Below are 18962 nucleotides of genomic sequence, written 5' to 3' on the forward strand. Positions count from 1 at the left end.
CAGCTTAGTCATGATAAAGAGTATCTATTAAGCTTTTTTATCCATTATTACAAATAGCTTAATATATTTTCCTAAAATGCTTCTGAATAGTTTTTTGGAGGTTCTTATGAAGTATAAAGTTGTTGTTTTTGGTAAAAGTGGTAAAACGAAACTCGCTCATAAAGTTGCTCAAAAGAAAATTGATTTTGAAGAAGCATCACCCCCTACCTTAAGCGTTGATTTTTTCTCTCGAGACCTTGACTCCAATAATACTGTGGCCCTATGGGATATATCAGGAGACGAGCGATTTAAACAAATCAATCCATATTATTATAAAGGAGCCGACGTAGGCGTATTTTGCATTGATTTAACAGAAGAAATTGACGAGCAAGAACTGATTAAAAGCATCCAAGAGTTTCGTAAATTTGCTCCTCTTGCCCCAATTATATGTGTTGGCACTAAATCAGATCTTCCTGCCGCAAATCGTGCAAAACTGGAAAAAATTAATTCAAAAGGATTATTTGCCAATTTCATCATTACATCAGCAAAAAATGGAGAGAATGTAGAGGAGCTTTTTAATCTAATCCGCATTCACTGTGAATCTAAGCTTCTACTTTCATGGACTGAAGCTGTTATAAAACTAAAAGAGAGTGTAAACAATCTACCAAAGAAAAAAAATGCATTAATAGATATTGAATTAGGTGGGCTTTCGAAAATTATATTGGCTAATTCTAATTCGTCAAGAGTTACTCCAAAGGATAAGGCTGAGGCTATTAAGCGCTTTACAAAAAACTGTGAAATTATTCTAGAAGGTGAGAGCCCTAGCGTACTTAAAGCAGTACTTGCAGTTGCTGCAGCAGCCATTGTATTAACTGTAACAGCATTAATTGGCTTCTCAATTGGGGTGGCTTATAGTTGGTGGACCGGTCCAGGAGCCTTTTTTGCTGGGATATTAAGCGGTTATACTGCTGCAGTAACTGTTGCCTCTTCAAGTGTGGTGTCAGGACTTATTGCTGGTGGACTGACTGCATATGGTTTATTTAAACCCTCTATGGAAATGGAGGCTCTTGAAACGTTTACTGCGGAAGTATCTTCGTGGAATACAGCGGTTATTTTATAGAAAAAGCGTTCAAGACCATTCATTGAACACCAACCATCATGAAAAAATGACTCAATGACCGTAGGCTGGGCTGTTAAGCCCAGCATCTAACAATACGCTTAAGTATTTCTTTCTTACGTGCGCCATGGCGAAGTCGATTTCATTAACATATTGATTACATTAAATATATTCTATTATCCCATTGTTTTTTTACTCCCTTGTTGCTTTAAAACCTGAGAAGTATGATACAAATTGCTATATTTGCTTTTAAAGGAGATTGAAGACGCTATTCGGCATACCAATGTATTTGAGGTTCATGATGACGTATCAAAATACTCATAGCGATTTTTTTCTAAAAAAAGTCATTAATTGGGACCAATGGGTTGGTTTATAATCTCCAACAAAGCCCCATGACTCGACCCAAATAATACGTTTAAAAGCAAACGTTTGCTTTACTTGGTCCATGAATAATTCTTTGCTTTCATTTTGGGAAGCAAAAATTACCATATTTGCACTATTTCGTATGGGAACAACCAGGGTATTATTAAATTGATTTTTTACCAATTGGAAAATTGGGTGTTGTTCTTTTATATTGGCTAAGTTTATAGCCAAAAAGCCATCTTCAGTCATTATTCTTTTACACGAAGCAAAAAAATCAGCATTAGCGCATTCAGGCGGAAAATGGTTTGCGTTATAGAGATCGATGATTAGATGAGTATATTTGGGGGGCTGCTTTTGTATGTAATCCGCCGCATTTTCATGGATAACGTTTAAATTTTTTAAGTGGTCTATCATAAAAAAACGCTTTGCTATGTCAATAACTTCTTCACTATTATCTACGGCAACTAAGGGTATATCCTTTAACATCCATGCAATTCCAGCACCGCCTAATCCTAACATACACGTCACGCCTGGATATTGGCGAGCCATTAATGTAAGTGCAGGAAGATAATATAAAACAGGCTTATGTGGTTTATAGCGGTTGATTACGGTTTGGAGCGCTGTACTACCTAATGTCAGCCAACGATAGCATAAGTTTTGATATACTTTATAACCTGAAGGGGAGGTATAAATACATCTTCCTAACTTCGTTTTCCACATTTCAGCGTGTCTTCTCTAATTGAAAGGGATAAATTGATCCAAGTTCTAGAATTTGTGTTAGCTCATCCAATGCCAAAAAACATTCATCAAGAAACAAAGGATCAGCTAAGTCTGTTGTGACTAACTCGGTACGATAGTGTTTTAATACCCACCTTTCCAAAACCTTTAACAATTCATCATCGATTAATACGCCTTGATGCATGGCTCGAAGCTCCTCTTCATTTAAGGGAACGCGCAATCTCAGGCAAGCAGGGCCACCGCCATTTTGCATACTTTGCTTCAGATCAAGAAAATGTACTGAATTGATAGGGTTTGATTCATCAGTAAGTATTCTCTCAATACATGCATTAGAACGAGGATTATTTTGACATTCAAAAGGTGCTATGAGCATCATTGTGTTTGAGCTTTTTAAACTAATAAGTTGTGAATTAAAAAGATAGGTTTCAACTGCATCGATAACACTAAGTTCTTTTTGTGAAATTTGAATAATATTTAAAGGAAATGGAGCTTTTTCACTTAACTCTTTAAGAACCGAATCTTGTTGGTGAAACGCATGTTCATGGACTAGAAAAACGGATTCATTCACTACAGAAATAACGTCATTATGAAAAACCCCTTGATCGATAGCAAGAGGATTCTGGCAGGCAAACACAACTTGATTATTTGATAATTGATGTTGGCGTACTATGGCTTCAGATGCTTCGCGAGTCTGGCGTGCCGGATATTTTGTTGGGCCAATATTTGCTTTATTTTTCTCTAACGCTTTCTTCCCATATACAAAAAGATGAACTCCTAGCTGACTGTAGTTTTCACAAAGTCGATTGTGGTTTGCCGCACCTTCATCTCCTGTAATGCTTGACCGTGGCAGAATAGGATGATGATGAAAATAATTGGGGTTAGAGAAAATAAATTCCAGAATTTTTTTTGAAAAATCTGCTTCATGATGTCTATGTAAATTACTTATGAGGTTTGCCGCTGTAAAATGTACTTTATGGTCATGTGTATCAGTGCTTGGAGAGACTGTAGCGGCGTTGGCTGCCCACATACTTGAAGCGGAATAACACGCACTTAGAAGTTCTGGTGCGGTTTTATAAGCTTTGTTAATTTGTTCTGTGGGTGTACCACAAAAACCTAATTGATGGAGTAACTCAAGATTGGGGCGTTGATGCGGTGGAAATAATCCTTGTTTTAAACCCATTTTGTGCAGTAAGCCCATCTTTGCTAAACCTTGCAGGGCAGCTGCTTGAGGATTGGAAATGGCCCGTGCATTGTAAAACGATGCGAGATTACCCGGTGCAATGCCTGCATAATTATGGGTAGGGCCAACCAGGCCGTCCATGTTTAATTCATAAACGTTCATTTTAATCTTCCATTCTAAATTCTAGTCCGGATCATAGAGTTCTTATCGTAGCTTTTGAAGCACTGTAGCCGGAATAGTTTAGCTTATCCGGGAGCATTTAACGTCATCTCGAGCGTAACGAGGGCTCTCCTATTATTACACTGTATCACGTGCGGAGAGCCCTCGTTACACTCAGAATAAGGGGATGCTGGGCTACAGTGCTCCAAATCTACCAATACCTGGTAATATCTGTTCAGGCATTGTTAAAAGGGGTTGCTCCATACTGGCTACAGGATAAGCACAATAATCTGCAGCAAAGTAGGCGCTTGGTCTATGATTTCCACTTAATCCAACCCCACCAAAAGGAAGGCTACTGCTAGCACCTGTAGTAGGTCTATTCCAATTAATTAGTCCCGCTCGGACTCGTTGATAAAATTGGTGATAATGCTGCTCATTATCACTTAATAAGCCAGCAACTAAGCCATAACGAGTTTGATTCGCCAGACTAATTGCTTGTTCAAAGTGGGTGTAACGATGTATTTGTACTAAAGGCGCAAAAATTTCCTCGTCGGGTGGGTTTTCAAAATTGGTCATATCAATGATGCCTGGTGATAGTAGACCTGTATCTTCAGCAAGTAATGACATGGACAATAAGGAAGTACCACCTGACACAATCAGTTTCTTTTGGCTGTGAATATGCTTCAATGCTTGTGCATGGCTGATCACTGGCCCCATAAATGGTTCAGGTTTTTGATCAAACGGGCCCACTTTGACAGATGAGCACATTTTGATAAATCGGTTTAAAAACTCATCGCCCTGCGTTGAGTCAGGAATAATAACGCGTCGTGCACAAGTACAGCGTTGGCCAGCAGTAATGATTGTAGAGAGCAATGCATGATAAACAGCAGCGTTTAGATCACTAACTTCATCAATAACTAAAGGATTATTTCCGCCCATTTCAAGAGCTAATATCACTTCCGGTTTGTTAATAAATTGTTGATGAATACTTAACCCTGTTGCATAGCTACCAGTAAAATAGACCCCCTGAATGTCTTGCGAAAGTATGGCTTTCGCACATACTACATCACCTTGTAAGCAGTTTATTACACCAGGAGGTAGTTCACTTTCATGCCAACATTGCATAATGAGCTCTGCTACCGCAGGCGTATGCTCGCTGGGTTTATAAAGAATCGTATTTCCTGCTAGAAGTGCTGGGACTATATGTCCATTACTTAAATGAGCTGGAAAGTTAAATGCGCCAAGAACGACCACGATACCTTGAGGTTTAAACCGTAGGCAGGCATTTGCCTCTGCCGTTTTGGTTACTTTTGCTCCTGTTCTTTCCTGAAACGCTTGAATGGATAAATTAATCTTGCCTATCACCGCATTGACTTCAGTCTGTGCTTCCCATAGTGGCTTTCCAGTCTCTAATGCAATGAGGTGTGCTAATTGATCACGGTTTTTTTCAATTTGTTTGGCAAATCTCTGGGTATAATTTGCGCGTGCTTCAAAATCAAGTGCAGACCAAGGGAAAAGGGCTTGATATGCTGCGTCATATGCAGCAGAAACCTCTTGCTCCGTTGCATTAGTACCTTGCCAACATAAGGTACCATAGCTCGGATTGACTGATTCCAAAGTCGTTCCCTGGCCTTTTAGCCAATGACCATTAATGTATTGTCCTTTCCCATCTAATATGCCTGATTTAATCATGTAACGCTCCATAATCAAATAATACGGGAGCAATGCGTAGTTGATTCCCACATTTAACCTGAAGAAGATTTGCTGTTTTTTTACTAATGATACAGGTATTATTTTCTCTGTTTACTAAAGCACTATTAATGGTTGCACGAAAATCTAATTGCGTATTTGCTAATAAATAGTTAGCGCTACTGACCTCGTCACTAATGTTTTTAATGGTGACAACGCGACTAAGCTCTATGGTTTTGATTTTGGATAATGGCACTTCAAGCGTAGGCCCCCCATCAAAAATATCAATGTAGTTGTTATAGCGAAACCCCTCTCTGAGCAAAATATTCATCGCCGCCTGTGTTGATGGATGAGCTTGGCCTATTACTGCCTGGGCTTCTGCAGAGAGCAATTTAATATATATAGGGTTACGCGGCATTAGATCTGCTATAAATTGCTTATCAGTCGCTAAAGTGAGTCGATCGGCTTCAGCAAAAGACATGTGAAAAAAGTGACTTCCTATATTCTCCCAAAAGGGCGATATACCATTTACATCTGAAATTCCGCGCATTTCGGCGATTACAGTTGAAGCAAAACGTTGTTGATGTTGTGCAATAAACATAAAGCGGCCTTTAGAAAGTAATAAGCCGTTTTTGTTTTTTCTATAATTGGGCTCTAAAAAAAGAGTGCAGATTTCACTTCGTCCCTGATTATCATTTACCAGGCTTAAAACTTCATAATCACTTCGTATTTTTAATGAACGAGAAACTCGAGTGCGCTTAGAAATTTTGTAAGAATAAAAAGGAGCCTCGTGCCCAATGCATGATTCAATACCTGAAACCCCTATTATTTTTTTATTTGTGACGTTTTCTAAAACAAATAAGTAATACTCATTTTGCGGTTTCTCAACATTTTTTTTGAATGAGTCAGTAGACCAGCGAAGTCGTTTTTTTAAGATTTCTTTATCTTTGGAAAGCGTTGTTATTCCTATGCCACTTTCTTCAGCCAAATGATGAATGGCGTCTAAATCTGTATCACGAGCACTACGAAATAGCATCATTTTTTTAGATCCTCTAAACCACTTTGAGCCAGATCAAGCAAGAGTAGGGTGCTGAGCGCGGCGCGTTTCGGATAACTATCGAGTAATATATACTCTTACGCGCTGTGGATATTGCTGCCCTTAACACGAAGAGTGTGTAGAACTAGTAAACCATTGGGCTAAATTATTTCCAACACAACCACCACTATCTTTCAATCTATCGAAAAATCTAGCTCTTGTCCTAAATGTTGAATACGAAAAAACAGACGTTTTGTACCAGAGCATACACGTTTTACTGATCTATCAAAACACCATGCACACTTAAAGAATAATTTTGGCGTTTTAATTGACTAATAACTTATTCAGCTCAGTTGCCTTAGTATTCTTTTCTGATTATTTTTATTATATTTATCAGCCTATTGTATACAGAATAGCCGAAATCAGGGTACTTCACAATGTTAGATCCTCTAAACCACCTTGGGCAAGATCAAGCAAAAGCAGGGTACTGAGCGCAGCGCGTTCGGATAAACTATCAAGTAATATATACTCTTCCGCGCTGTGGATATTACCACCCCGGACACCAAGAGTGTCTAAGACGGGTAAACCATATTGGGCTAAATTATTTCCATCACAACAACCACCGCTATCTTTCCAATCTATAGTCAAACCTAACTCTTGCCCTAAATGTTGGATACGATGAAACAGGCGCTCCGTACCAGAACAAACACGTTTTACTGGTCTACCAAAAACACCATGCACACTTAAAGAATAACCTTGGCGTTTTAATTGACTAATAATTTTATCAAGTTCAGTTCGTACCCAAAACTCATCCTCAGGAAGGCTAATACGTATGTCAAGCTGTGCTACTGCTTTATCAGGAACCACATTGAGGGCCTCACCACCTGCAATTATTCCTACGTTAATTGTCACTCCCTCGCGCTTCCCATTAAGATCATGTACAGCACAAACGGCTTCAGCTAAATAGCAAATTGCATTTCGTCCCTCTGAAAAAGCTCGCCCTGCATGTGCTGCTTTACCCGTAGCAATAAGCGTTAGTTTTCCGCTTCCTTTCCGATTTTTTGCTAAGGTACCATCTGGAGTCATAGCGGGCTCATAGACCAAAGCTGCTTGATAATAGGCCGCTAATTCGTCGAACAATATGCTGGATGCAGGTGAGCCTATTTCTTCATCCGCATTAATCAAAACATCCCAACCAAGTTTTGCAGCGCACTCATCTTGCTCGAAAGCAGATAAAGCATGCAACATCACGATAAGCCCGCCTTTCATATCAGTAACACCTGGGCCATTAATACAATTATCATTAATATATGTTAATTTCTGAAAAGGGTTCTCTGCGGTATAAACGGTATCCATATGTCCGCAGAGTAAAACTCGACGCTTCAAGTGAGGTCTTTTTCTAATAAACAGAGCATCCCCGCAGGTTTGTAATACCGTATTACCGGACATATCCATAACTGATAATGGAGGAAGTTTTTTTATTTGAACTGTGTCGGCTATAGGGGTATAGTTTTTTTGCAAGAGATTAGTCATTTTAGCTAATCCCTCTAAATTGGTTGTTCCAGAATTAATTTCACAAAACTGATGGAGTTGCTTTACCATCGTTTCTTGATTATTTTTTATTATATTTATCAGTTTATTATATGGTTCTATCACGGTTTTTAACTTTAAACTAAAAATACAGAATAGCTGAAATTAGAGTACTTCACAATGTTATAGCCAGAGGGAAATAGATAGAATCCTCCGAGTAGAATTACTCGGAGGATTCTATCTAAGGCGCAGGCGCAGGTGGTAGGGGCGAATTTTGTTTGACAGGTTGAGCTGAACCGATTGGCCATATTTGGGGTAACGCCATAAGACCCAATTTACTCAGCAGTCCATCAGATTTTACTTGGTCATCGCCTTTTGCATTACCTTTTGTATCACCTTTAATAGGATGCTGGCTTGCTTCAACGCGATGATCAAGACCTTGTAAGCGTTTTAGTTGTTGTTCTTGAAGCTCTAATAATTTATTAAATCGTTCTGTACTTGCTTTTAATTCAGATTTAACCACAGAAAGTTCCGATTCCGCTTTGGTAATTCGTTCTGCCACATCATCAAAACTAGCAGTTTTATCGGTTAAGAAGGTATTTAATTTTTCTTGAAATGCCTGTCGTTGGCTGGAATCGTTTATTGCTGTATTAGAGAGAATTTTCACAGTTCCCTTCAAACTGTCTGCAATTCTTTTTGCTTTTTCTAGTTCAATTCCCATAGAGGATCTGACTTCTGACAGCTCAGAGGTCTTCTGGGATAGGAGTATGAGACTTTGTGAATGCTCATCTTTTGCTTTTGCAAGTTCTCTTTGCGTGGCTTGAAACTGCTCACTTTGTTTTTCAATGTCTTGCTTAAAAGATAATGCAGTACTTTCAAGTTTTTCGACAGTCTTACGCAGTAATTTTTCTGTTTCAACATAAACTTCCACCTGAGCACTCAAAGTTTCAACTTCTTCATTCAAACGTGTAATATTTTGCGCAAGTTTCTCATTTTCCTGTTTGAACTTATCTATTTCAGCAGCCAGTTTTTTACGAATTGAATCTAATGCGCCAATAGTCAGTTCAAGGATTTCTGCAACCCCAAAAATTCCTTCTTTTAATTTTTGAGCAATATTTTTGGTATGGTAATGATGGTCATCGAGAACAATACCGCTTGTTGTGTAAGCTAAAGCGCTCACACCACTAATCGTTACGAGAAAACCAATATGTGCTGCAGCGCCAATAATGAGTGTCGGACCTGATAGGGCAACTCCGCCAACAATTCTTTGCCATAGAGGCAGTTCACCCCAAAAAGCAGCTGCGCGCGAAATAAGGCTTGGATTATCTTGTAAACTATCAACTATTGCACCAAGACTTTTTTTGACCTGGGCTAAGTGTTCTTGTGTTAAAGCAATACTTTGCAAACTATCTAAATCAGGTGAAGTAGCTGGATCTAACAATAATTGTTTTGCTGCATCAGAGAAACTCATCTGTGCTAATGCCTTTTCAACGATTGCTTTATTTGAATTAGTATTTGAGTTAGAAGGATTAGAATCTCTTTTAATATGTACTTCAAGCTCTAGTTCTTTAGTAGACATACACCACTCCCTGTGTTTAAGAATCTCCCTTTAAATTCTATTTTTAACCACAAGACATTAATAAAGCAAGTAAAAGTTTTTTGTTTTGGAGTTATTTAAAACAACATGCAGTAAAAGGCTCGCTTGTCTGGATTTGGAAAAATTCGAACCAATTTGGAGTATCTTGGCTGGATAATTTTTCTATAATATGGAAAAAAATTTATAAGTTGCCATAACTGTTTTTATATAATTTTATCTATACTTTAGGCGATTATTTTAGGTTTTAATTGAAGAATGTAGGTTAAGCAGTTACGATTATGCATTGCATTTACCCCAGTTACTTTTTTTGTTTACTCAAGTACTCAGAAGATCTGTGTAAATATACGCCTATTTAAGGAGGCAGAGTGGAAGTGTCACTAGAATTATCTTCACCAAGCATTAAAGTGGAAAATCAATCTATATTAAGTAATTGTCATGCTGATTGGAAAGAAATTGTTGCTAAAGCCCTGGAAACTATGGATCCGAATTATTTGCATCAGTTAATGCATGATGAACATTGGTTGCCCGGAAAGGAACGATTATTCGCCGCTTTTAGTTTACCACTTGCTGAGACTCAATATATTTTATTAGGTGAATCACCTTATCCACGTAAAGACTCAGCAAATGGATATGCTTTTTGGGACAATGCAGTGGGGAACTTATGGAGTGAGGGGGGATTAAGTAAATCGGTTAATAGAGCAACTTCTTTGCGTAACTGGATTAAAATGTTACTTGTTGCACGCGGCGAGTTAAACTCCAATACATCACAAGCCAATATTGCATTACTAAATAAAAGCTCTTTAGTTCAAACAGGACAACAACTGTTTGAAGGAATGATGAGGAAGGGAATTTTATTGCTCAATGCTTGTTTGGTTTATAGTGAGGGCAGGGTTCCTTATCATGCAAGGCAATGGAAGCCTTTTATGCAAAGTCTTTTTAGTCAATTGACAGTAGTTAAGCCCTCTATTCAACTTATTTTATTGGGTAAAATTGCGGAAACTGCTGCACAAGATAAATTGCCTATAGGACTGATTGCAGAACATCCTTATAACGTAAGTTTTATTACCAATCAGCGAGTTATCGATTTTTTTAAACCTCTGGATTTATTACACTATGAGTCACACTGAATCAACCGTTAATCCTCAAGAAATTAGTAAATTTGCTCAGCATGCCAGTTTATGGTGGGATACTGAGGGACCACTGAAAACTTTGCATGACATAAATCAAACACGGCTTGATTTTATAAAGCAGCATGTTGATTTAAATGATCTGACTGTTTTGGATGTAGGGTGTGGCGGTGGCATTCTGTGTGAAGCTATGGCAAGCACTGGAGCACGTGTTACAGGGATAGATGCTGAGCCTGAGGCAATTTCGGTAGCTCAAGAACATGCAAAAAATAGTCATCTACAGATTAGTTATTTATCTACTTCGGTGGAGGCATATAACGATCATCAATTTGATGTCATCACTTGTATGGAAATGTTGGAGCATGTAGAAAATCCCGGATTGGTTTTTGAACATTGCCGACGATTACTCAAACCACAAGGTTTTTTATTTGTATCAACAATTAGTAGAACAATTAAAGCATATGCCACTGCAATTATTGCTGCGGAATATATTTTAAATTTACTGCCTAAACAAACACATGATTACAAAAAATTTATTAAACCAAGTGAGTTATTTGCGATGGCACGGCCTTGGGATTTTAACTTGATTGATTTGAAAGGCATGGACTACAACCCCTTTTTAAGAAGCGCTTCATTAGGCTCTGATATTAGAGTTAATTATTTGATGGCTTTACGCTAATTAATTAATCTACAGCGTAGATAGGTGTGAGAGCAGGAAGGGAAGAACTGGCCTGCAGTGTAGCGGAACCCGGGGTTTTTCCTGGGCTCTACTACGCTTTTCACTCAGGCTACAATTATTTGTTTTCTGAGTTTTGCTTCTTACTATAGCGCTCTACATAGCGTTGATGTGCATATCTCGCTTGTTCTAGAGTTACCACATCCACCTCATTCCCATAAATATCAATACGAGCAGAGTTCTCTTTTTGACAATTCAGATACGCTGGTGATGCACTATAGTAGCTTAAAGCTTCTCTCAAAGATTTTTTACTGAATGGCGGGGAGTCAAGCCGTTCATAGAAGTCGATGATGTCATCAAATATCCCAATTTTTAGTGGCTTGATCTGATTGCCCTTTTTAAAAAAAGCATTTGGAAAATGTTCAATAAGCCAATCAATCACTTGTAATCTATCTTTTTTAACTGCAGTTAACTGTTGTTTATCCATTGTATAGCTCTAAAGCGTTTCTAGATGCAGAATAAACTACCACATCTTTCGACATAATCAAGCACTTGTATGCAAAGATACCCATTATCCTTAGTTATTTTAAGAAGTAGATATTGAAATCAACGAATAGAAATGGTTTTTTTTGCTCGATCTCTTGTAAGATATTTCTCAATCAGGCTGCAGACAACAGCCGTTTTTTTGGACATAAATTACAGCGTGTTTTTTTAACTACTTGTTTTTTAACAAAAAAATAAATCTCTTGTTTGCCTGCTTACCAGAAAGAACTCAAGAAATGAGCCTGAAGCAACCTTGAAGTTATTACTTTCTATTGCTACATTTAAAACATGACTTGTATGGATATGAGTCATACAAATGGAATTGTAATCATATGGATATGATTAATCATGGATGATCATAAGAACTGGAAGTTCTTATACGGATGACTGCGAAAGCCAGGGGTTAACCCTGGCTTTTTTATTTTATGCCACTAAATAGCCTGATTTGGATAAAAACTTTTTATCAGGGAAATAAGCAAAAATTACGGAACCATTTTTAATGGTATTAATGACGGGTTTTGCTAGAGTTTGAGCAATAGCAGGACAGCCCCAAGAAAGTCCGGCTCGACCTGAACGTTTTATGAAATCAGGCTCTACATACCATGCGCCATGAATTACGACGCGTCTACTTAATGCATTATCATTAAAGCCTTTATCCAAACCCTGCAGGTTGAGTGAATAACCTTTATGACCCATATAGGTGTCTTTGGTAATATATGTACCCAAGCTTGATTGTTTACTTGAATGAACATTCGAAAAATGACTTGCTTTATTCACGCCTGAATTTTTGCCGTGTGCAACATAAGTATTGTATAGGAGGCGCTCTCTATTGAGATCAAATACCCACATACGTTGCTTATTTGAAGGTAAAGAGTAATCAATCACAGTAAGCACTGGCTTTTTAACAGCGCCTCTTTTGCTGGCATTTCTATATGCAGTTAATGCAAGCTTTAATACATTTCTATTTAATTTGGGTGCCTTGCTGCTCAAATGCTGTAATTTAGCATTGATATCTGGCTCAGTCTTTGCCGCAAATGTAGGCGCACTGGAAGTTATATTGCTAGTTAAGATTATGGTTGAGATTAGAGTCAATAGGGTGTTCATACTTCTCCTTTCTTCTTGTAAATAGCCTTTATTGTTCTTCAAAAAAATGGTGATTATATTAACAATTCATGTAATTGTAAAATTACTAGGGCTTTCTTTGTCCATCAGGGAAAAATATTAATCAATTCATGGGGTTATTTGAGGGGGGTAAAAAGATATTGTCTATAATTAACACAAATAGGTTTAATTTGTACCTATCTGTCACGGAAAATATTGACCGTATAGTGTAAAATTAATCCTATTCCGTTAAAAAAATAACAGATCTTTTGCTTAAAAATAGGTATAATTACGGCGTTTACAGCAGATTTATACTGTATTCTATAGCAAAATAATAGCTAGTGCATTCCATTTTATATGGCACTAAATTATACTTGGCTGTTACTTTTTTAAACTCTTTTAAACCCGATATTGCTTGATATTCCTCAAGAGATAATAGGGAGAAGAATAGTTATATATTTGATTTCGGAGAATGCTATGCTGGAAAAGCAGATCATACAATTACCTGAAGGAATACGAGCTGCTATTAATCATGCCTATCGTGTTGATGAGTTATCGTTAATAACGGAGCTTTGTGATAAAGCTGCATTAGGGCAACAGCAATTAATTGATATTAGGAATAGTGCAACAAAGTTGGTTGAGTCAGTGCGTACAGAACGAAAAAAAAGCACGGGTATTGATTCTTTTTTAACTGAGTATGCTTTATCTAGTGATGAAGGTATTGCACTTATGTGCTTGGCTGAAGCATTACTGCGTGTTCCTGATAGCGCTACAATTGATAATTTAATCAAAGATAAGTTGTCTGGCGGTGATTGGAAATCTCATATAGGACAAAGTGATTCTTTTTTTGTAAATGCAACAACATGGGCCCTGATGCTTACAGGTAAAATACTCACCCCAGAAAAAGCTGAAAACACATTAACTAAATCTTTAATGAAACTTGTGAATCGTAGTAGCGAGGCTGTGGTTAGAAAAGCCGTTGATAAAGCGATGCGAATTATGAGTAAACAATTTGTCATGGGCAGAACGATTGATGAAGCTTTGAGTCGAGCAAAAAAGAAAGAAGCTCAAGGTTATCGTTATTCTTATGATATGCTAGGCGAAGCAGCGCTTACTTCGATTGATGCATCACGTTATTTTGAGGCATACAAAGCAGCAATTGAAGCGATTGGCAGGCAGGCTGACAAAAATTCAAATGTATACAAACGTGCAGGAATATCTATAAAACTTTCTGCATTACATCCTCGTTATAATGAAAGCCAACATGAACGAGTTATGGAAGAGTTACCGCCTAAACTATTGGCACTAGCTCGTTTGGCAAAAAATTATGACATTGCTCTAACTGTTGATGCTGAAGAATCTGAGCGCTTGGATTTATCACTTGATGTAATGGAGCGTGTTTTTAATGATTCTAGTTTAGATGGATGGAATGGTTTTGGTTTAGCGGTTCAGTCTTATCAAAAAAGAGCTTTTTATGTATTGGATTGGGTCGCAGCTCTTGCTAGAAAAAAACAACGCCGAATCATGGTGCGCTTGATTAAAGGTGCTTATTGGGATAGCGAAGTCAAGAAAACACAAATGCAGGGACTTAAAGAATATCCTGTGTTTACGCGTAAGGTTTTTACAGACGTTTCTTTTCAGGCATGTGCGAAAAAAATACTGACGATGACGGATGCAATTTACCCTCAATTTGCGACACATAATGCTTATTCTGTGGCAATGATTTTAAATATTACCGGTGATTATCGGGATTTTGAGTTCCAATGTTTGCATGGAATGGGTAATGAATTATATCAACAAATAGTGCCTGCTGAGTGTCATGGTATTCCTTGCCGTATTTATGCTCCTGTAGGCAGTCATGAAGATTTGCTTCCTTATTTAGTACGTCGATTATTAGAAAATGGAGCCAACTCCTCATTCGTAAACCGTATTGTTGATGATAATGCGCCTATTAGTACATTGGTTGAGGATCCTGTTGAAAAGGCCACGGCATTATTGCATAAGATGAATCAAAATATTCCTTTACCTGAGGATCTGTTTCAACCTAACAGAAAAAACTCTAAAGGTTTTGATTTTACAGATCGTAGCGAGTGTGCATTTTTGCAACAAAAAATGGCGCAAATCAAGCTACAGCAATGGACTGCAGAACCTATTATTGCAGGCACAATTACACTTATAGGTGAAAAGCAACGAATAGAATCGCCACAACAAACGGAACATATTATAGGGACAGTCCAAAATGCATCGCTTCAGGATGTAGCGCAGGCTTTGACTAGTGCTGAACAAACTTTCCCGATTTGGTCTAATATGCCTGTTAAAGATCGCGCTGCATGTATTAATCGTTTTGCTGATTTATTGCAAGAAAATCAAGACGAGCTTATGACCATTGCCTGCCTTGAAGCAGGTAAAACAATGAATGACTGTATTGCAGAGGTGCGAGAGGCCATTGATTTTTGTCGCTACTATGCCATGCAAGCACAGCAAATTTTAGCCTCTCCTTTGCGTTTGACAGGTTATACAGGTGAGTTAAACGAGCTTAGTTTACATCCTCGAGGTGTGATACTTTGTATTAGTCCATGGAATTTCCCCTTGGCAATTTTTACGGGTCAGGTTGTTGCTGCTTTAGTAACGGGGAACTGTGTTATTGCAAAACCAGCAGAGCAAACTCCATTAATTGCGGCGTATACGGTTAAATTAATGCATCAAGCAGGGGTTCCAGTAGGTGCTGTACAATTACTTCCTGGCCCTGGTGAGACAATAGGAGCTGCATTGGTTGCTGATAAACGCATTAAAGCCGTCTTATTTACAGGCTCAACAGACACTGCCAATCTTATTAATCAGACCTTGGCGACACGAGGTGGGAAAATTATTCCATTGATTGCTGAAACAGGTGGCCAAAACGCAATGATCGTTGATTCGTCTGCTTTGTTAGAACAGGTTGTTGTGGACGCAATTAACTCAGCCTTTGGTAGTGCTGGACAAAGATGCTCTGCGTTACGCGTATTATTCGTTCAAGAAGAGGTCTATCCAAGAGCGATAGCACTTTTAAAAGGAGCTATGGCAGAGTTAGTTGTAGGAGATCCACGCTGGCTTGTTACAGATATAGGGCCTGTTATTGATAAAGCAGCTTTATCCATATTAAAGAACCATGTTGAGAATATGAAAAAGCGTTTTGAAATCATTTACCAATGCGCTTTGGATGAATCACTTGAGTCTGGATATTTTATGCCCCCAACAGCTATTGCTATCGATCACATCAATGCACTAGAAAAAGAAGTGTTTGGTCCTGTCTTGCATGTGATTCAATTTAAGCAAAAAGATCTGGATCAAGTGATTAAGCAAATTAATGCAACGGGTTATGGTTTAACACTGGGTATTCATAGCCGTATTAATGAAACCGTCGAATACATCAGACAGAATATTCATGCAGGTAACTGTTATGTCAATCGAAATATGATAGGTGCTGTTGTCGGCTTACAACCTTTTGGTGGTGAGGGACTATCAGGAACAGGCCCTAAAGCAGGTGGACCTAACTATTTAGTTCGACTCTGTCATGAACGTACTTATACTGTTGATACAACAGCAGCTGGAGGCAATGCAAGTTTAATGTCTCTGCCTGATTAACAGATACGCTCAATAAAGGGAGTCCTTTGATGGAGAATATTGTACCTCCTCAAAGGAACCCCGGTATTTCCAGAGCAAACTGAAGATACAACGAGCAATGAATGGAGTAATTAATGAATAGGATATTCTCTGTATTGCACTTTTTTTTAATTTCTATTTTATTTGTTTTTTTTAATCCGCTTTTATTTGCGACAACACTCGCTCTTCCTCATACAAACCAATTTATTTCATATACTGATATTGGGCATGGTAAGCCACTTGTATTAATTCATGCATTTCCTACAGATCAACGATTGTGGCAGGGCCAACAACAGGGTCTTAAAGAACATTTCCGCGTCATTACCCTGGATTTATGGGGATTTGGTCAATCATCCACTGTCGATGGCAAAGCAATTTCTATGTCAGAATATGCGCTTGAAGTAAAAGAATTATTAGATTACTTAAAGATTGATAAAGCAATCATTGCAGGGGAATCAATGGGGGGATACATTGCTCTTGCTTTTTTGGGGAAATACCCAAATCAAACGCTAGGATTAGTTCTTTCTAATACCCAAGCGGTGGCAGATAGCCCTGAAACAAGAGCCACTCGTGAACAAACAGCACTTGATGTTCTTGAACATGGAACAGCCAATCTGATTGATGGGTTTATGACAAAGGCGCTTTCGCCTGATGCATCACCGCAAACAAAAACTTATCTGTATCATATTTTAAATCTGCAAAAACCAACAGCGATAGCATCTGCCTTACGCGGTATGGCACTTCGTGATGCTACTGTATCTTTACTTACAACAACAATGCTACCTATATTAATTATTACCAGTGAGATGGATAAGGTCATTCCACCACAGCAAAGTATTGATATGCATTCACTTGCAAAAAATAGCCAATTAATTATTTTACCGAATGCAGGGCACTTGTCTAATTTAGAAAAACCTGAACAGTGGAATCAAGCGGTAATTGATTTCTTTGCATAAACAATCAGTGTAACTTGGGTGTTGCGCAGCGAACCCCGGGTTACAGCGACGCTTTCACCCAGGCTACGTATTAAAAATATACTAATGTTTTTTAGCAAGAAACCAGGGAATTAATACAAATAAAATTAATCCGCCGATTAAAAATGATTCAAAAACAAATACATTACCTATTGGTATTTGTGTTGGCGGTACAAAACCAATAACAATTGCTGTAAGACAGCAGAGAGTTCCAACAATGCATAATAACCACATAACTATATTACCACCAGGGACAACGTAGCCACGGTGTAGGTTTGGTTTACTGTATCTTAACTTAATGGCTGCAGCAAACATAAAAACATAAACTAATAAAGCCATTTGTGCACAGAGATCACTCAACATCCAATACGCCGCATTAATTGAATGTAACAAAATAAACGCAGAGCTTAAAACGGTAAAAATAATAGCTTGTGTAAAGAGAATGGTTGTGGGAGCGCCATATTTATTGGTATGAGCAAACTTAGCAGGTAAAGATCCGTCACGTGCTGAGACCATTAATCCTTTTGTTGGCCCAATAATCCATGCAGAAACGCCGCTGAGGCCACCTAAGATAATTAAAACGGCAATGATTGAGGTCATCCAGGGCATATTATACGAGTTGAAAAAAACAGCATATGCATCAATCAGTCCTGAAACAACGCTTAGACTGTCATTTGGGACCACAATCACAATGGCCATTGAGCCAAGAGAAAGTGTAGCAATTACTAAAATAGTTGAATAAAGAAGGGCTTTGGGATAATCCCGTTGGGGATTTTTTACTTCTTCAGCATGGACAGCTGACATCTCCATACCCAGTAGTCCAAATAATACCACTGCAAATAACGATAAATTACCTACAGAGCTGAAATCAGGTAACCACGTCGAGGGATAGCCGACCATCGTGGGCTTTCCTTGAACAGCCCAAAGCACTGCTAATATAATAATAAAAAGCATAGGGAATATAGTGCCTAATGTTGCTCCGATCGTACTGACTATGCTTGATATTTTCATTCCAAAGCAATTAAGTATTGTAAATACCCAAAACAGAACAAGCACAGTACCTAACAAATAATACTTATTATTTCCAAGTTCTGGGGAAATTAAATAGGAGAGGGTGGCTGCGATAAAGGCGAGTATTGTTGGATACCAAACCACGTTATATATCCATTGAAGCCAAATAGTAATAAAAGCTGCACGTTTACCGAATGCTTCACGAACCCATATGTAAATTCCACCTGTTTCAGGATAAGAAGTCGCTAATTCAGCAGCTACTAAAGATACAGGAATAAAAAAAGCAAACGCTGCTACAACATAATACGAGACTAATGTAAGGCCTAGTTTGGCGCTAATAGGCAAAGTACGTAAGCTATCAACAGCAATGACGTTAATCATTACTAAAGAAAAAACGCTTAGAACCTTTTTAGGGTGATTCATGAATTAATCCTTACCAAACGCGGTATAATCAGACCGCAAATAACCTTGGACGTCAGTGTTATTGTTTATGAAATTTT

14 protein-coding genes are annotated in these 18962 nt (G+C 38.2%); 5 read left to right on the forward strand and 9 right to left on the reverse strand.

Translation table 11 applies throughout. The features are described from left to right. The first annotated feature begins 106 nt into the window (after positions 1–106). Complete coding sequence (locus tag Lste_RS06670) at positions 107–1099, forward strand: Rab family GTPase (protein WP_058510272.1); 993 nt, start codon at positions 107–109, stop codon at positions 1097–1099. Positions 1100–1414: 315 nt separating this feature from the next. Here Lste_RS06670 and Lste_RS06675 read toward each other — a convergent pair whose 3' ends face one another. The 6 genes from Lste_RS06675 to Lste_RS06700 form a co-directional block, all read right to left on the reverse strand. Continuing rightward, positions 1415–2179, reverse strand: coding sequence for a spermidine synthase (locus Lste_RS06675; protein WP_058510273.1), 765 nt, complete (start codon positions 2177–2179; stop codon positions 1415–1417). 1 nt (position 2180) lies between these two features. Then, entirely contained in the window at positions 2181–3539 is a 1359-nt protein-coding gene (astB, locus tag Lste_RS06680; protein ID WP_058510274.1) for an N-succinylarginine dihydrolase, read from the reverse strand. Between the two features lie 192 nt (positions 3540–3731). Beyond that, positions 3732–5228 carry a succinylglutamate-semialdehyde dehydrogenase gene (gene astD / locus Lste_RS06685; protein WP_058510275.1) on the reverse strand — a complete coding sequence of 499 codons (1497 nt, stop codon included), beginning with the start codon at positions 5226–5228 and terminating at the stop codon, positions 3732–3734. Continuing rightward, positions 5221–6264 carry an arginine N-succinyltransferase gene (locus Lste_RS06690; protein WP_058510276.1) on the reverse strand — a complete coding sequence of 348 codons (1044 nt, stop codon included), beginning with the start codon at positions 6262–6264 and terminating at the stop codon, positions 5221–5223. The genes astD and Lste_RS06690 overlap by 8 nt, the downstream gene beginning before the upstream one ends. Before the next feature lie 429 nt (positions 6265–6693). Further along, positions 6694–7914 carry a hydrolase gene (locus Lste_RS06695; RefSeq protein WP_416338557.1) on the reverse strand — a complete coding sequence of 407 codons (1221 nt, stop codon included), beginning with the start codon at positions 7912–7914 and terminating at the stop codon, positions 6694–6696. Positions 7915–8032: 118 nt separating this feature from the next. Beyond that, positions 8033–9370, reverse strand: a complete 1338-nt coding sequence (locus Lste_RS06700) for a LegC2/C7 family Dot/Icm T4SS effector (RefSeq protein WP_058510277.1) — start codon at positions 9368–9370, stop codon at positions 8033–8035. A 383-nt stretch (positions 9371–9753) separates the two neighbouring features. Between Lste_RS06700 and Lste_RS06705 the strand changes: the two genes are divergently transcribed. Together Lste_RS06705 and ubiG are read left to right on the forward strand one after the other, a co-directional pair. Continuing rightward, complete coding sequence (locus Lste_RS06705; protein WP_058510278.1) at positions 9754–10515, forward strand: uracil-DNA glycosylase family protein; 762 nt, start codon at positions 9754–9756, stop codon at positions 10513–10515. Then, positions 10502–11194: a bifunctional 2-polyprenyl-6-hydroxyphenol methylase/3-demethylubiquinol 3-O-methyltransferase UbiG gene (gene ubiG / locus Lste_RS06710; RefSeq protein WP_058510279.1), complete on the forward strand. Its 693-nt coding sequence runs from the start codon at positions 10502–10504 to the stop codon at positions 11192–11194. Before Lste_RS06705 ends, ubiG begins: the two co-directional genes overlap by 14 nt. A 115-nt stretch (positions 11195–11309) precedes the next feature. Here the strand turns inward: ubiG and Lste_RS06715 are convergent, their stop codons facing one another. Together Lste_RS06715 and Lste_RS06720 are read right to left on the reverse strand one after the other, a co-directional pair. Continuing rightward, positions 11310–11678, reverse strand: coding sequence for a ProQ/FINO family protein (locus tag Lste_RS06715; protein ID WP_058510280.1), 369 nt, complete (start codon positions 11676–11678; stop codon positions 11310–11312). Between the two features lie 479 nt (positions 11679–12157). After that, positions 12158–12838: a murein L,D-transpeptidase catalytic domain family protein gene (locus tag Lste_RS06720; RefSeq protein ID WP_058510281.1), complete on the reverse strand. Its 681-nt coding sequence runs from the start codon at positions 12836–12838 to the stop codon at positions 12158–12160. A gap of 474 nt (positions 12839–13312) precedes the next feature. Between Lste_RS06720 and putA the strand changes: the two genes are divergently transcribed. Both putA and Lste_RS06730 read left to right on the forward strand, forming a co-directional pair. Beyond that, positions 13313–16459: a bifunctional proline dehydrogenase/L-glutamate gamma-semialdehyde dehydrogenase PutA gene (gene putA, locus Lste_RS06725; protein ID WP_058510282.1), complete on the forward strand. Its 3147-nt coding sequence runs from the start codon at positions 13313–13315 to the stop codon at positions 16457–16459. Between the two features lie 113 nt (positions 16460–16572). Then, complete coding sequence (locus tag Lste_RS06730; protein WP_058510283.1) at positions 16573–17433, forward strand: alpha/beta fold hydrolase; 861 nt, start codon at positions 16573–16575, stop codon at positions 17431–17433. 81 nt (positions 17434–17514) lie between these two features. On the opposite strand, the gene Lste_RS06735 is transcribed toward Lste_RS06730, so the two are convergent. Then, positions 17515–18885 carry an APC family permease gene (locus Lste_RS06735; RefSeq protein ID WP_058510284.1) on the reverse strand — a complete coding sequence of 457 codons (1371 nt, stop codon included), beginning with the start codon at positions 18883–18885 and terminating at the stop codon, positions 17515–17517. Between the last annotated feature and the right edge of the window lie 77 nt (positions 18886–18962).

Source organism: Legionella steelei, from assembly GCF_001468005.1.
GTDB classification, from domain to species: Bacteria; Pseudomonadota; Gammaproteobacteria; order Legionellales; family Legionellaceae; genus Legionella; species Legionella steelei.

What these genes read in the sequence shown, in the direction of transcription:
- Lste_RS06670 (WP_058510272.1), top strand. Translation starts at nt 107, where the DNA reads ATGAAGTATAAAGTTGTTGTTTTTGGTAAAAGTGGTAAAACGAAACTC.
- Lste_RS06675 (WP_058510273.1), bottom strand. Translation starts at nt 2,179, where the DNA reads ATGTGGAAAACGAAGTTAGGAAGATGTATTTATACCTCCCCTTCAGGT.
- astB (WP_058510274.1), bottom strand. Translation starts at nt 3,539, where the DNA reads ATGAACGTTTATGAATTAAACATGGACGGCCTGGTTGGCCCTACCCAT.
- astD (WP_058510275.1), bottom strand. Translation starts at nt 5,228, where the DNA reads ATGATTAAATCAGGCATATTAGATGGGAAAGGACAATACATTAATGGT.
- Lste_RS06690 (WP_058510276.1), bottom strand. Translation starts at nt 6,264, where the DNA reads ATGATGCTATTTCGTAGTGCTCGTGATACAGATTTAGACGCCATTCAT.
- Lste_RS06700 (WP_058510277.1), bottom strand. Translation starts at nt 9,370, where the DNA reads ATGTCTACTAAAGAACTAGAGCTTGAAGTACATATTAAAAGAGATTCT.
- ubiG (WP_058510279.1), top strand. Translation starts at nt 10,502, where the DNA reads ATGAGTCACACTGAATCAACCGTTAATCCTCAAGAAATTAGTAAATTT.
- Lste_RS06715 (WP_058510280.1), bottom strand. Translation starts at nt 11,678, where the DNA reads ATGGATAAACAACAGTTAACTGCAGTTAAAAAAGATAGATTACAAGTG.
- Lste_RS06720 (WP_058510281.1), bottom strand. Translation starts at nt 12,838, where the DNA reads ATGAACACCCTATTGACTCTAATCTCAACCATAATCTTAACTAGCAAT.
- putA (WP_058510282.1), top strand. Translation starts at nt 13,313, where the DNA reads ATGCTGGAAAAGCAGATCATACAATTACCTGAAGGAATACGAGCTGCT.
- Lste_RS06730 (WP_058510283.1), top strand. Translation starts at nt 16,573, where the DNA reads ATGAATAGGATATTCTCTGTATTGCACTTTTTTTTAATTTCTATTTTA.
- Lste_RS06735 (WP_058510284.1), bottom strand. Translation starts at nt 18,885, where the DNA reads ATGAATCACCCTAAAAAGGTTCTAAGCGTTTTTTCTTTAGTAATGATT.